The sequence below is a fragment of the Streptomyces sp. NPDC001222 genome (assembly GCF_042896945.1).
GTDB lineage: Bacteria > Actinomycetota > Actinomycetes > Streptomycetales > Streptomycetaceae > Streptomyces > Streptomyces gibsoniae.
In genome coordinates this window covers 1-13,170 of sequence record NZ_JBIAXT010000070.1, presented here as the reverse complement: position 1 = coordinate 13,170, position 13,170 = coordinate 1, and the positions used below count along the sequence as shown (strand labels likewise).

Genomic DNA, 13,170 nt, shown 5'->3' with positions numbered 1-13,170 from the left:
TCCCCCGCCGCTACCTGCCCGAAGGCAGCATGGACAAGATCTATCCGGCTGAAGATCAACCCGGCACGGTTACACCACTACAGGGGACATGACCGGGAATCCTGGACCTCGACGGCCACGCTTCGCCGTTGGCCCTTTGATCCGGTCAGTGTCACCGCTACATCTACGCGGCGCCCCGCTTCTCGGTGCACGACTTCCATCTGTGCGTGGTAGCCGAGCTCGGTGAAGGTCTCTGCAAGGACTTGCTTGGCGCGGATGTGGCGCCAGCTCTCACTCTCTGCTGCGGGGCAGTCTGAACCTGGGGCGTGGGCGAAGTGAGCAGCGACTTTACGGCCGCGCTTAAGGATGACGGTGCTTTCGCATAGCGGGCACATGAACCTGCCGGCGTCCAGGTCTTGGGCGGCTTGGACCCGCTGTCCGGAGCTGTCCGTGGCGATCAGCATGGATCTCCCGCCTTCCGACCCACGTTGGGCGTGCCCTGCTCAACTGTTGGGAGAAAGCCAGGGTGGGTTACGGAGTTCTGTTGCGAATCGAGAGCAGGGTGTCGATGAACCGATAGGTGCACTTCTCTAACTCCTTGCGTGTGACCCCTTTACGGGGTCATCCATCGCCAAAGTGGTGGTCGCTGCAGAACTTTTCATGGGTCGTCGATAGATGGGCCAGTGGAATCAGCGTGTCCTCTGAGGGTTCACCGTTTTGGCGGAGGCCGCTGATTCGATCAGCTCGGATTTCTCTACCCTCACACACGGATTTCTCTACACTCGCACACGGGTATATCTACCCTCACCACGGCGGGCCATGGGAACCTCGCGCACGACCCGGGTCCGGCCGGCTTGGTGCCTCCTGCGCCCAGTGTGAGGCCGGAAAGGGCTGATAGCGTTGCCGGGCCTTTTCAAGGTGCCTGAACTAGAATAGGCCCTTTGAAAGCGGCCATGTCTAGGGTAGTCGACCCGTGAGCGGAACGCACTCAATGTGCTAGGGCTACCGTGAATCGCGTTTGTATGTCAGAGTGTGATCACTGGCAAGAAAAAGGAGTTTTCACCATGCCGGAGAACAAGGACTTTCAGCTATGCGTCAGGTTCACGCCTTCCATGGCGGAAGACATCGCGGAGGCAGCCCGGAACAAGGACGTGCGCATCGCGGAGTACATCCGGGCTGCTGTCGTCGATTACATGTACCGGAACACTTTCCCGAAGGACCGGGCTCCAGCGTCCGCGGGGTCACCGAGCTGACTTCGGTAGCACCGAACACCGTGAGGACTGGCGGTAGAAACCGGCCACCCACAAGAACGCAGCCTGACAACAGGTTGTTTCGCCCGACCACCCAAGCAGGCGAAAACAACAAAGCCCCCGGCGCGACCCGAGGGCTTTTACCTGAAAGCAGGCAGTTGAAATGCTCAATACCAACGTAGCACGGTGCACCGACACCGTGAAGCGCACCCCGGTCAACACCTCCTGCAAGGAGGACTGACCCATGCCAAAGATGGATGAGCAGACGCTCAAGGCGTACGCAACCGCTAGGGCTTCCGTGGTTGCGAAGGGGGAGGACCCCGAGTCAGAGGCGGGCTGGAAGCTGATCCAGTCCCTGGTGGGGTCTCCCGCCAAAGCCCCGGACGAATCGCCCGCTTTACTGGCGAACGGGAATGATCAGGCTGCTGATTTCCTTGCCGCCCTCGAAGCCGCAGACGCCGAAGAGAACGACGACAAGGCCAAGCGGTCTGCGGAGGCCGAGAAGGTGGAGAGGCCGCGGGAGAAGGCCCGCAGGACCCGCGAGAAGGTCATGGAGAGCATCGGTCAGACGGATGCTGTCCTGGCTGAGCGGATCGCTGACGAAATCCTTCACAACCTTTACTGCTGGTCAGACAGCTTCGGCTGGATGAAGTGGACCGGGGTCAAGTGGGAGCGCAGCAACCAGGAGACGGTCACCGAGGAAGTCAGGCAGCACCTGATCAACTATGTGGCCGAGGCTATCCGCTCCGGCTCCGTAGACCCGGCCAAGCAGCGGGACACCATCAGTCTTCTCCGGGTCGGCCGGATCTCTGCCGTGGTCTCCCTGTGCAAGGGCATGCACCACGTACAGGTTCGGGCCGAGCAGTTCGACACCCGTCATGATCTGCTGAACTGCCCGAACGGCGTCGTGGATCTCACGACGGGTGAACTGACGGCGCACGACCCGGAGCTGTACCTCACCAAGGTCACCAACGTGAAGTACAACCCGAAGGCAGCCCACCAGGACTGGGACACCGCTCTGACGGCTCTGCCGAAGGAGTGCGCTGAGTGGTTCCAGGTCAAGGCCGGGCAGGGCATTACGGGTCACCGGCCGTCCGACGACAGGATGGTCATCCTTCAGGGCGGTGGTGAGAACGGTAAGTCCACCATGCTGGACGGCATCCAGGAGGCTTTGGGGGACTATGCGGTCGTCGTCTCAGACCGGGTTCTCCTGGCGGATCCCAACTCGCACCCCACGGAACTAATGGATCTTCGCGGGGCCCGGTTTGCCCTCGCTGAGGAGCTGCCGGAGGAGGGCAAACTGTCCGTCAAGCGGCTCAAGGCGGTTGTCGGTACCAAGGTGATGAAGGCCCGATACATGCGCCAGGACGGCGTTGAGTGGGATGCCACTCACTCCATGTTCGTCTCGACCAACTACATGCTGCACGTGCAGGAGGTCGACCACGGCACCTGGAGACGTCTTGGTCTGCTGAAGTATCCGTACAAGTTCCTCAAGCCGGGACAGCAGCCGCAGAATGAGAATGAGAAGCCGGGCGACCCGAATCTCCGGCGCCGCCTGGAACGTGGTCTGAAGCAGCGGGAAGCCATCTTGGCCTGGTTGGTGGCGGGTGCTCGTGTTTGGTACGACAACGATCAGGTGATGCCGTCCATGCCTGACCGTATGGAGGAGGACACGCGGGCGTGGCGGGCCGAGTCTGACCTGATCCTGGCGTACTGGGGGGAGCGGCTCGTTGCTGACAGTGGCTGCCACGTCCTCAGTACTGACCTGATGACGGACTTCAACGCCTGGCTGGAGGGCCGGAATCACCGGCACTGGTCGGAGAAGACCTTCGTCGCCCGGTTCAAGGACCACGACGAGACCGGTAATCACGGGGTCGAGAAGTCCAAGATCGGTAGGCGTCCCGGGCTCTCACGCCCAGAGGCGGCTGTGGAAGCGGCCAACGGTCGCCCGGTGCCTGCAATCTACGCGGCGTGGGTGGGTGTCCGGTTCTCTACGGGCGAGCCGGTCCAGGGGACCTTGCCCGAGTAACTGAGGTCTTTCAGCGGGGCCACTGATCGGGTGACGGGATCGGTGCCCGCAACGCACGAGGCTCCCGTGCCGTTGGGGGAGGTGTTCGAAGTCTCAACCCACAGGCACGGGAGCCGCGTTGGTTCCGTATTCTGCCGCACTCGATCTGCCTCACGGCCGGGTCGAGTGGGTAACCATGCTCATCGTCACCCGCGAGGGTGACCGCCGCTGCAAGCTCCCACCGCACCAGCGTGCTCTGGTCGGCCTGGTGTACCTGCGCCGGCACGACACCCTCGCCCAGCTTGCGGCCGGGTTCGGCATCTCCGTCGGCACCGCTCACGCCTACACGACAGCCGTCGTCGACCTGCTCGCCGACCGCGCACCCGGCCTGCTGCGCGCCTTGCGCGAGGCGGAACCGGACTACGTCCTGCTCGACGGCACCCTGGCGGAGTGCGACCGGGTCGGCGACAGCCGGGCCGACTTCTCCCACAAGCACCGCAGGCACGGGGTGAACGTGCAGGTGGTGACCGATCCGGTCGGGCAGCTGCTGTGGATCTCGCCTGCTCTGCCCGGCCGCGCCCATGATCTGACCGCGGCCCGCGCCCACCGGATCATCCGGATCTGCGAACGCCAGGGCGTCCCCATCCTCGCCGACCGCGCCTACATGGGAGCCGGTTCCTGGGGGGCGACACCCCTCAGACGCCCGCCGGGCCGTGATCTCACGCCGACCCAGCAATCGGTCAATCGCGCTCTGTCCGCGGCACGGGCACCGGTCGAGCGCGGCGTCGCGCGCTTGAAGTCCTGGCGCATCTTCCGCCGATCCCGGTGCAGCCCGAATCGAATGTCGTCAATCTCCGCGGCCGTCCTCACTCTGGAGCGGCAGCGCTGAAAGACCTTACTGAGTACACACGGGGCCCGTCGGTACAGGAATTACCGGCGGACGCCGTGGTTCCAATAATGCGATTCATCGACAAGGAGATCAACTGGCCGTGGGGCCGGCTACAGACGCGATCCTCGCCTACGGATACGACCTTGGCGGAGACGGATGGAAGCTCGAAGGTCTCCTGCGAGTACGGCGAAGTGCGGCCCCTCGACTGGTGGGATGGCGAGGACGACTTCACTGAGGCTGCGCGAACCCTCAGTCAGTTACCCGCGAGTGACCACTGAATCAAGATCAACTTCCCCCGTTTCAAGATCCTTTCCGGCATTTCCGGGTCATTCTGGGGAACATTTGAAATCACTTCACGTAGAGGGTTACAGAGGTACCCGGAAATGCCGGAAACGGCAGGTCAGCCCCTACGGCCGGTGGCGTCCCGCCGAGTGGTGTAGCCATCTAGGCCGCCGGTCCGGATGGCTTGTGATCGGCCGGCCCGGCCGAAGCTGCGCTCTGCTGACCGAGCCGGTCAGGGCGCCGAGGGCCGCCCGGCCCCGGGGTGCCGAGCGGAACCCGGCCGCGACCTGCTAAGCCGCGAAGGTCGACCGGCTACACCACTTGACGGGACGCCGCCCTACGGCCCAACATCCCCAAGGCAGTTCTCCGGCAACTTCCCCGCCGGATCGACCCTGGATCGCTGTCAACGCGGAAACTCACCCGGAAACTGGGCCCCCACATCCTCCCGTTGCGCTGGGCTCGCTGTTGCGTCCGGTCCGCAGTAAGGAGCCTTCCAGTGGCGTGCGAGCCCTAGGGGGGGATCGGGCCCACCTCCTGGACGGCAGTCGGCCTTTCGGAGAGTGACCGCGCGTGGGGCGGCTCTGGCTGTCTCTCGCCGTGCTTCCCCTGCTCTCGCCCGCAGAAATTCGCGTTATCTAAGGCTCTGTTATTTCGGAGACGAGAATAGGCCCTGTCGAAGCGGCCGTAGGCAGTGTAATAGATTGCGGCCGCTTCGCCTATTACGAAGATGTCGGTAAGGGGAAATCAGTGATGGGCTATTTCTCGGGCTTTCCTTGGGTGACCGCGTCACACATAATTGTGGTATCGAGGAAAGGAAAAGGGATGTCGCTCGAAAAGAACCGTAGTTTCCGGATGGCGGAGAGCCTTTCTAAGGCTCTGGACGCCGTCGCGAACGGCAAGGGCATGAATCCGTCCCAGGTGGTTCGCCTGGCGGTGGCCGCGTACATCCGGACCGCCACGGCGGAGCTCAAGTTCAGCAACGGCCGCACCGCTGCCGTGGAACTGAGCAACGCCGTCCAGGGGGATGCGGAGGGTGCGGTCGGTGCGGGCGTCAGTGACGCCGATCTGGCGCAGGCCTGGGACCGCTTCTACAGCCGGCGCTAACCCCGGCATGAGTAACTCCCGGAAGGGCGGCGAGTCCCGAAAACTGGGGGCTGTCTCAGCCGCTGATCCCACAACGACTCACGAGAGGACACACAGACCATGAAGATGCCGAGTATTGAGCGGGCCGAACACCTCCAGCTGCTGGAAGCCTACGAAAACGCCATGGCGGAGCTGGACCAGGCGAACGTGAACCTGATGAGTGCGGAACGTCAGAAGCGCTTAGCCATGGCCCGGGTGACGGAGGCAGTCAGCGCGTGCCGGGACCGCGGAATCGCTCCGGTGAGGGAGCGGGCGGTGCCGATCCTTCCGGTCTCGGGTGCACCGGAGACGCTCCCGTGCGTGATCTGCAAGACGCCGACAACGCAGACTCCGGGTCACCGTCAGCGCTTGTACTGCGATGCCTTGTGCCGGAGGCAGGCAGAACAGGAACGCTACCGGCAGCGCCGCGTCGCCTAGGGGGTAACCGCGGATCCGGCCGGGCCGTCCACGCGTACGTCTCCGGCCGGGCCCGTACGTTTCCTGGTTCGCGGACCTGGTCGTCGAGTCTCACTACGAACACCACGCCACGGTGCGGCTGCATTCGCCGACGGAGCGCAGGACGAGGATCCTGCGGCCGGGTGATGAGGCTTGAATTTCCCGATCCGGCGCTCATGGGTTCTCTAAATCTGCTCACGGCGTGCTGGAAGGTGGTGGAAGCCGTCCAGGCGTTGCGGTCGACCGGCATCGATCCGATCCGAGCCCGGTAGCCACTCACACCTATTCGAAAGGGCCTGGAAGTGAGGGGCCGTTGACCGGTATTCCCAACGCTGTGAATGGTGTGGTTGACCTCAACACCCTTTGTAGGCGTCTTCGTCCGCTGGCGGTTCATCGTCCATGTAGTCGTGAGGGTCGGCATCAAGCAAGATGCCCCGGGGCAGGTCGCTCAAGTGCAAGAGAAGCTTGGTGTCCACGTCGAGGTCGCACGCTGCGCAGTGAAATCTACGGGGGCTGAGGAAAACCTTCTTCGGGTCGATCGTGAATTGGCCGTCGCTGTGGATGTGGATGGCCTCCACTTCGCCAGCCATCCACCCCTGAGAGCCGCAGGCCGGGCACTCCACTGGGGCTTCTCGGCTCATGGTGATCATCGGCTGACTGGTGATGGCGGCTAGGACCACGTCACGTTCGTTGCGTGACATGTGTCCGAAGCGCTGTTCGAACAACGAACGGGCCTTGATCAGCAGGGCTTCCGTCGCGACGCGTTCCTTTCGGACCTGCTCATCGATCAACTTGTCGTGCAGGACCAGGTATGGGCCCCAGTAGCTGTTCGGGTCGACCTTCAGTTCTTCGAGGACCGGGTCGACCAATCGCAGACATACCGTGAGTACTTCTTCGGCCTGCGCCAAGTCGTGTATCGCGCTGTGGGCGACACCGTTGCGGGCGTCCGCCAGGGGTTCGAGATCCTTCTTGTTGATCGCGATCTTCCCGGGAAGGAGCTTGACCACCCGTTCGTGGGCGTCAACAAGGCCGATGGTCTTGACCTTGGTCAGTGGGCCTGCGAGAGAGCCCAGGCCCGTGGCATGGAGCAACGAGTCGAAGTGTCGACCGTCGACAATCAGAGCGGGATGAATCCCAGCAAGGTATGCCTTGAGTAGGTGCTCCGTAGCGACCCCAGCGTGGTGAACGGCGAAGTCGTGGCTCTCGGGGCCCTCGACAAAAGCCGCCAGTGCGGCATTCATCCATCTGTGGGATGAAGCTTTCAACTGCTCTGAATCCATGGCCGAAACGATAGGACCGCTGAACCGTCACGCGCTCGGGGTTTCACCAGCGCCCGCTGTGCTACTCAGCGAAACAGCTATACGAGCACTTGATCGGCCTGCGGCCTGGCTCCGCCCTCGATGCCTACCGCAGTCTGCGGTTGGAGCCGGCCAGTGCCGGTCGCGTTCGGTCTGGTACACGGCGAGGCCGCCCCCTGCGAGCGGGCAGGAGGCGGCCAACTGGGTCGGGCGGCCTACTTGAACCAGTACCGCACACCGTGGTGGTGCGAGCAGGTGCCTTGAGAGTGCCGCGAGTACGAGAGGGAGGCGTCCATGCACTTCGCCGTCTCGTACTTGTCCTTCGGCTTCTGGTGGTGCGTCCAGCCGCACTGCCCCGTGGTGTGCTGGATGCAATGGTGGGATGTGTTGGTGGACGGCAGCGTCGCTGCCGACGCGTTCGGTGCGCTGAAGAAGACGCCTGCCAGGGCGATGGCGACAGCCGAGGCAGCAAGACGTGCGCGCAAAGGGATCCCCCCTTTTGAAGTGAGCAAGTGCACCGGGATCTTATGGCGGTTTGGACAGCTAACCGGCCCGTATGAGGCTTTCGCGGCGGTGGACTCCTGGCTCGCAGAACTACTTCCCCGATCGCCTGGTGGTGATCACCCTGCTGACGGCCGTTTGCCCTGGCTGCGCCCTGCTCCCCGCCAAGCCGGCACCCTCCGCGGCTGTCACGCGAAGTGCCGAGACCAGCTACGAGAGGTGAGTGCCAGCGGGGCCTAGGAGTTGGCGGCCGTCGTACGCACGGACCCCGGCCAGCGGTGGGCTCGTCCCGGTCCGCCGTGAGGTCTCCGGCGGCCTCTCGTGACTGGCCGGGGCGTCCGGCCGCAGGCCGCCGGAGGAGGCCCCGGAGACCCACCGTAGCTGTCTGGTCACCCAACGCTCGGAGTTTCAGGTAACTTTGGCTCCGCCACGAGCGGAGTGTCCGACGCCTCCGTGAAGTTGAGTAGCTGGCCTTCCTCAGTTGTTGGACCAGTTCGGGCTGAATCGTGGAGATGGAAAGGCGGAAGACAACCCGCCCGGCGTCCCGGGGCCGTCTCCCTCGGGAGGCTTGATGGGAAGCACTAGAGAACGGTTAAGCAGCCCAGTAACGCCTTGGGAAGGCACCGAGAGCCTTAACATCGGCACGGCACTCAGCAGACCTCACGTACATCGCGTGGTGGTCGGGCTGAGCGCTGCGTGCCAAGAGTCCGGTCACCGGAAAGGTAATTCGGGCCGTGAATCTCACTCTCGGTATTAGCGCATTGATCTTCGGAATCTGCATCCTGTTCTCCGCCCTTGTCAGCACCGGGGCGGGCTGTCTCCATCACAGTCCGGGAGCGCGCAAGCGTGACTCCCTCCTGTATGCAGGCAAGGTGTTCGTCAAGGTCATGACGCTGTGCATGGTCGTACTGGGCGCGCTCGTGGCGCTGTCCGGCATGACTACCTGAACGTGCGGAAGCCCTGGAGTGCCAGTTGCGGACTCCAGGGCTTCGCCATGAATCGACACCGTCCCGCCCAGGTTGAACCTGACGAAGCGTCAGACTTGATCGTTCGCTATACTCTTGAGAGTTGTTCCGTTTACCGAGCTACAGCTCACGTGCACGGTTCGAATCCGGCAGTGGCTATCGTCGCGGTCATCTTCATGTTGTGGGACTTGTTTGACCTGTCCGAACGCATCAGGGAATACCGCAAGAAGTCAAATAGAAGAAGAGCGAATTCAAGGAAGAAGAGAAGGGCGGTGGTCGTCATGGACAAATTCAAGTTGTTCATGTCGGCCGCGAGCGTAGCCAACGCAGTGGTACATGTGGCTGAAGCCCGGTAAACGGCACAGCAGAAAGAGGGCCCACCGAACGCGGTGGGCCCTTCTTCATTTTCATGAGGCCAGGCCGCCTCAACGGGGGTTCAGGGCACGGCGGGTGGCGTTGATGACGTTGTGGGCGTCGGAGCCGTAGACGGCGGACTCGCGCAGGGTGCGCCAGGTCCGGAGGTAGGTGTCGACGCTGGCCTCGTCATCGATCCAGAGTTCGGCGTGCCAGTTCTCCACGATCACCTGGCGGTCGTCGTAGATCCAGAAGGCGGTGGCCGGAGGGATCTTGAGGGACGCGGACAGTGGGACGATGCCCAGCTCGACCGTGTCCAGCCCGATGGCCCCCGAGAGCCGGTCCAGCTGGGCGTTCAGCACCGAGGGCGGGCAGATCAGGGCATGAAGAGCGGCCTCCCACAGGATGAGGTGGAACCGCTTCGAGGAGTCGTAAAGGGCTTCCTGCCGCTTCATGCGGGAACGGACGGCCTCCTCGGTGTCGCGCGGCGACCGCTGCAGCTCCGCGTACCGCGTGAAGATCGACCGGGCATAGTCCGGTGTCTGCAGAATCCCGAAGATCATGGAGGACTCCCAGCCCCGGAACACCGAGGCGTCGGCGTGCGCGCCGAGGTGGGTGTCCTGCACCGGCTTGTGCCCGGAAGCCAGCTGCCTGCGCCAGGAGCGGATGTGCGACTCGAACCCTCGGAGTCTGGCTAGCAGCTCGTCGTACACCTCGGGCTGGCCGGTCGCTTCGGCCCACTTACGAAGGTCGTCGGTCGTGGGGGTCTGTCTGCCGTTCTCCAGCTTGCTGACCTTCGACTTGTTCCAGCCGTACCGCTCGGCGAGTTGCTGACCGGTGAGCCGGCCACCCGGGCACGAGAACCTGAGTTCGCGCAGCCGCACGCCGAGAGCCTCGCGCGCCTGCTGGTAGTCCGTGCTCACCGGTCAGCAACCTGCCTTACTCCTTCGCGGTCAGCTGCGCCGCGAACTGGTCGAACGGGACGGCGATGTGCATGGCCGCATCCCGTGCCTGGGCGTACTGCAGTACCGCTGCGGGCTCGGTGATCAGCTCGACATTGAGGAGGTTGTCGGCGTCGTCGAAGTTGAGGAGGGCGACCAGCCTGGAGTCGAAGATCCAGAAGTCCTCGGCGGGCAGGCCGAGCCGGTCGGCGTCCCCGCGCCACAGGTTGAAGATGCGCTCACCGACAGCGCTGTTCCGCCGGGCGTTGTCGAGGAGGTAGAGCTGACCGGCCGTCGGGGGGTTGTCGACCACTCGGACGCGCTCGAACCGCTTGCCCAGCGCGGTCTGTTCCTGGCGTTCGGCGCACCACTCGGCGTCGACTCCGTCCCAGTCCACGGGCTCGCCGCGAGTGAACTGGGCGTAGGTGTCGGTGACTTCGTCGGAGGCGTACCGGCTACGTGTCTCCAGCCGCCAGGCGGTGTGCTTGAACTGGGTGAAGAGCTGGTCGAACTCGTCCAGGCCGATGATGTCCGGCACCCGGGTGACCTCCTTCGGGCCGAAGTCGACGAGCAGTTCGCGCGGCACCACGATGGGCACCTCACCCTCGTTCAGGTGCCGCAGCTGGCCGATGTCGTCGGGGTCGGTGAGCGCCGGGCCGTGCACGATGACCTCACCCGAGTCGAGATCTTCATGCACAGACGGGCACCCGTTGACGCCGCTGCCCGTGCCGTTGAAGCGCAGTCGACGCGCCATGATCAGTTCCTTTCGTCAGAGGACTGATCCTCCAAGCCTCCCTGAGCCCGGCGGCTTCCCGACCAGGTTTCGTCGGCCTTTATCAGCAACCTTCCGCAACTCGGAGAAGTCGTCAAGCAACTTCGCGCAACTCCCGTAGCGATCAGCGGAGCCGGTTCCTAGCGTCCGGTTCATGGCACCGAAGAAAACGCAGGACGTCACTGACACGCAGGCGGCGGTGGAGGCGCTCAGAGCCGCCCTGGACGGCGCGGGAATTGTCTTCCCCTCGCTCAGGGTCGATCCGGCCTCCCCCGGGTTGCAGCTGGTCGAGCTGGGGCGGGTGCGCGCGGACGTGGCCGTCCGCCTCGCCAGGGCGCTTGAGCAGGGGGCTCGCGAGTGACCGCCGAGGAGGTGGAACCATCAGCCGGCACCCTGGTCATCGACACCGCCCGCGACCAGCTCGGGTACGTCATGGGCCGGGAAGGACCGTACGTCCAGCTGCGCCCGGTGACCGGAGGGCGAGAGTGGGACGCCGACCCCGCTCACGTCCGGCGCGCCACGGACGAGGAGCGACTGCGGGCCGTGGCCGAGCGGACCCGCGCCATGAACTCATTCAGCAGCGGCGGCATTTTCGGATGAGCGCGCCGAGCGTCGACACGTCGACCATGAGCGCGGAGTGCGCGCTGGCCCAGCAGCCGGGTTACTCGAAGCTGCACCAGGACTGCCGACAGACCCGGGACATCCCGCTCCCCCACGGGCGCGGCATCCTCCTGATACCCCGTTGCACCTGCCCCCATCACCGCTACACCTCACCGAGGTGACGCCCCCTCACCAAGATCTTGACCGCACAGCTGACACGCGGCCTCCGGTATCAAGTCCACTACGGCGGGCCGCTGTTGCGTTTGGCAACGCGGGGGCCGGTGGTACAGTCCCAGACAGCACGACTTTTACGAACTCTCCTTGGTTTACGAACTCTTCTCGTTGATTCATAAAAGATCATTTCACGCGAACCCGGCTACCCCTCACGGGGGGCCAGGACCGTCCAAGCCTGGTAGGCCCGGAGGTGCTGAGCACCTCAGACGCGCAGCTTAACCAGCCTGGATGACGCGATACGTTGATTCACTTTCATATGACTATGTTCTTGTTTTTGGGATCTTGCTTGAACGGTGGCCCACAAGGAGGCCACGCCCCGAGAACATCCGCGTAACGCGTCGGCGCAGGTGTCTCGACCCTCACCCATCTGGGTTTGGATCGAGGACCTGCGAGCCCCGATCCAACCCCTAACCGAAAGGTTGGATCGTGTACGACGCAATCAGCCTCACCACCCTTGCTGTCGCTGGCGTACTGTCGCTCGGCTTCATCAGCGTCAAAGGATTGCTTGACCAGCTCCCAGACGTGATCGACTCGGCTGCAAAAGTGCGTGATGCTTGGCGGCGCTTCAGGAGAAAGCCGCAGCTGCCACCCCCGGAAGCCGACGAGAGGGAGTTGGCCCCAGTAGGCAGCGATCAGGAGCCGCCCGCAGCCGCGTAAGGCCTGTCGTGGGGTCTCCCGCCGGACAACGGCGGGAGACCTCGTCACAGGGCGTCGATCACATGGCTCAGTACCCGGTTCAGGTACCTGCGATGCGGGACGTCTTCCATGTCCAGCAGGCCCGGCTTCCTGCTGATCTGCCGATGCAGAGCGTCGTCACCCAGCATGCGGGAGTCCCTCAGCATCCTGGCGTACCCCCCGTCCGTCTGCCCCCACTTGAAGTTGCTCGCCGCCTGCTTGAAATCAGGCATTCCGAGCACGGGCGGCACGTGATCAAGGACTGCGCGCAGCAACGCAAGGCAGGAGTAGGGGTTACCGGCCGCGAAGTTGCTGTTCAGCTCACGCAGGAGCTGGACCATCTCCGCAGTCCCACGGGGCTGTGGCCCCATTGCGGCTACCCAAAGACCCCACGGCTTCCTCGCCGACCTGTGTAGCCGCTCCGCAGCCCACCGCTGCGGCACCATCGCGGCTGGAACAAGCACTGGCTAGACATGATCCTGGCGGTCGTATCCCCGCAGCCTGCGGCTGCGGCACCATTGCGACACCCGCAAGGGCTGGCTCGCACCGGTGACGACTCCGGTGATTCCGCAGTTCCAAGGCTGCGGCACCATTGCGGCACCGCGCAGGTCGCGGGCTACTACAGCGTGTGCGGCGTCTCCGCAGCCCAGGGCTGCGGCATCATTGCGGCTTGTCACCAAAGATGGCTAGAGCGGCGCCGACATCGGCCTCTCCGCAGCCAATCGTTGTGGCACCATTACGGCAGGTTGGTGGGCCTTCCCCCGTGATGGTGGACACGGTGCGTTGATCACGCGGCGAGCGTGAGCTTAGCCGCGTGGTGTCGGCGTTCGTATTCGTTGGGGCT

General features: G+C 64.0%; 16 protein-coding genes. 10 read left to right on the top strand and 6 right to left on the bottom strand.

The window, feature by feature from the left end; all coding sequences use genetic code 11:
• Nucleotides 1-77 precede the first annotated feature (77 nt).
• Nucleotides 78-443, bottom strand: a complete 366-nt coding sequence (locus tag ACFY2Z_RS41100) for a competence protein CoiA family protein (RefSeq protein WP_390749109.1) — start codon at nt 441-443, stop codon at nt 78-80.
• Nucleotides 444-1,043: 600 nt separating this feature from the next.
• Here ACFY2Z_RS41100 and ACFY2Z_RS41095 point away from each other — a divergent pair.
• The 5 genes from ACFY2Z_RS41095 to ACFY2Z_RS41075 all read left to right on the top strand — a co-directional run bounded on the left by ACFY2Z_RS41095 (nt 1,044) and on the right by ACFY2Z_RS41075 (nt 5,968).
• A complete protein-coding gene (locus ACFY2Z_RS41095; protein ID WP_390749108.1) occupies nt 1,044-1,232 on the top strand; it encodes a hypothetical protein in 189 nt (62 codons plus the stop codon).
• A 241-nt stretch (nt 1,233-1,473) separates the two neighbouring features.
• Nucleotides 1,474-3,258, top strand: a complete 1,785-nt coding sequence (locus ACFY2Z_RS41090) for a phage/plasmid primase, P4 family (protein ID WP_390749107.1) — start codon at nt 1,474-1,476, stop codon at nt 3,256-3,258.
• A 118-nt stretch (nt 3,259-3,376) separates the two neighbouring features.
• Nucleotides 3,377-4,126, top strand: coding sequence for a transposase family protein (locus tag ACFY2Z_RS41085; protein ID WP_390749106.1), 750 nt, complete (start codon nt 3,377-3,379; stop codon nt 4,124-4,126).
• A gap of 1,104 nt (nt 4,127-5,230) precedes the next feature.
• Nucleotides 5,231-5,512 carry a hypothetical protein gene (locus ACFY2Z_RS41080; RefSeq protein WP_390749105.1) on the top strand — a complete coding sequence of 94 codons (282 nt, stop codon included), beginning with the start codon at nt 5,231-5,233 and terminating at the stop codon, nt 5,510-5,512.
• A 99-nt stretch (nt 5,513-5,611) separates the two neighbouring features.
• Entirely contained in the window at nt 5,612-5,968 is a 357-nt protein-coding gene (locus ACFY2Z_RS41075) for a hypothetical protein (RefSeq protein ID WP_390749104.1), read from the top strand.
• A 371-nt stretch (nt 5,969-6,339) separates the two neighbouring features.
• Here the strand turns inward: ACFY2Z_RS41075 and ACFY2Z_RS41070 are convergent, their stop codons facing one another.
• Nucleotides 6,340-7,266, bottom strand: a complete 927-nt coding sequence (locus tag ACFY2Z_RS41070; protein ID WP_390749103.1) for a hypothetical protein — start codon at nt 7,264-7,266, stop codon at nt 6,340-6,342.
• Between the two features lie 233 nt (nt 7,267-7,499).
• A complete protein-coding gene (locus ACFY2Z_RS41065; RefSeq protein ID WP_390749102.1) occupies nt 7,500-7,769 on the bottom strand; it encodes a DUF3761 domain-containing protein in 270 nt (89 codons plus the stop codon).
• Between the two features lie 750 nt (nt 7,770-8,519).
• On the opposite strand from ACFY2Z_RS41065, the gene ACFY2Z_RS41060 reads away from it, so the two are divergent.
• Nucleotides 8,520-8,732, top strand: coding sequence for a hypothetical protein (locus tag ACFY2Z_RS41060; protein ID WP_390749101.1), 213 nt, complete (start codon nt 8,520-8,522; stop codon nt 8,730-8,732).
• 443 nt (nt 8,733-9,175) lie between these two features.
• On the opposite strand, the gene ACFY2Z_RS41055 is transcribed toward ACFY2Z_RS41060, so the two are convergent.
• On the bottom strand, nt 9,176-10,027 hold the full coding sequence (locus ACFY2Z_RS41055; RefSeq protein ID WP_390749100.1) for a helix-turn-helix domain-containing protein: 852 nt from the start codon (nt 10,025-10,027) through the stop codon (nt 9,176-9,178).
• 16 nt (nt 10,028-10,043) lie between these two features.
• Nucleotides 10,044-10,799 carry a DUF6879 family protein gene (locus ACFY2Z_RS41050; RefSeq protein ID WP_390749099.1) on the bottom strand — a complete coding sequence of 252 codons (756 nt, stop codon included), beginning with the start codon at nt 10,797-10,799 and terminating at the stop codon, nt 10,044-10,046.
• Nucleotides 10,800-10,971: 172 nt separating this feature from the next.
• Between ACFY2Z_RS41050 and ACFY2Z_RS41045 the strand changes: the two genes are divergently transcribed.
• The 4 genes from ACFY2Z_RS41045 to ACFY2Z_RS41030 all read left to right on the top strand — a co-directional run bounded on the left by ACFY2Z_RS41045 (nt 10,972) and on the right by ACFY2Z_RS41030 (nt 12,308).
• On the top strand, nt 10,972-11,178 hold the full coding sequence (locus ACFY2Z_RS41045) for a hypothetical protein (RefSeq protein ID WP_390749098.1): 207 nt from the start codon (nt 10,972-10,974) through the stop codon (nt 11,176-11,178).
• Nucleotides 11,179-11,189: 11 nt separating this feature from the next.
• Nucleotides 11,190-11,417, top strand: a complete 228-nt coding sequence (locus ACFY2Z_RS41040; RefSeq protein ID WP_390749110.1) for a hypothetical protein — start codon at nt 11,190-11,192, stop codon at nt 11,415-11,417.
• Nucleotides 11,414-11,599, top strand: a complete 186-nt coding sequence (locus tag ACFY2Z_RS41035) for a hypothetical protein (protein WP_390749097.1) — start codon at nt 11,414-11,416, stop codon at nt 11,597-11,599. Before ACFY2Z_RS41040 ends, ACFY2Z_RS41035 begins: the two co-directional genes overlap by 4 nt.
• A 478-nt stretch (nt 11,600-12,077) precedes the next feature.
• A complete protein-coding gene (locus tag ACFY2Z_RS41030; RefSeq protein ID WP_390749096.1) occupies nt 12,078-12,308 on the top strand; it encodes a hypothetical protein in 231 nt (76 codons plus the stop codon).
• Between the two features lie 44 nt (nt 12,309-12,352).
• Here the strand turns inward: ACFY2Z_RS41030 and ACFY2Z_RS41025 are convergent, their stop codons facing one another.
• On the bottom strand, nt 12,353-12,667 hold the full coding sequence (locus tag ACFY2Z_RS41025; protein ID WP_390749095.1) for a hypothetical protein: 315 nt from the start codon (nt 12,665-12,667) through the stop codon (nt 12,353-12,355).
• Nucleotides 12,668-13,170 lie beyond the last annotated feature (503 nt).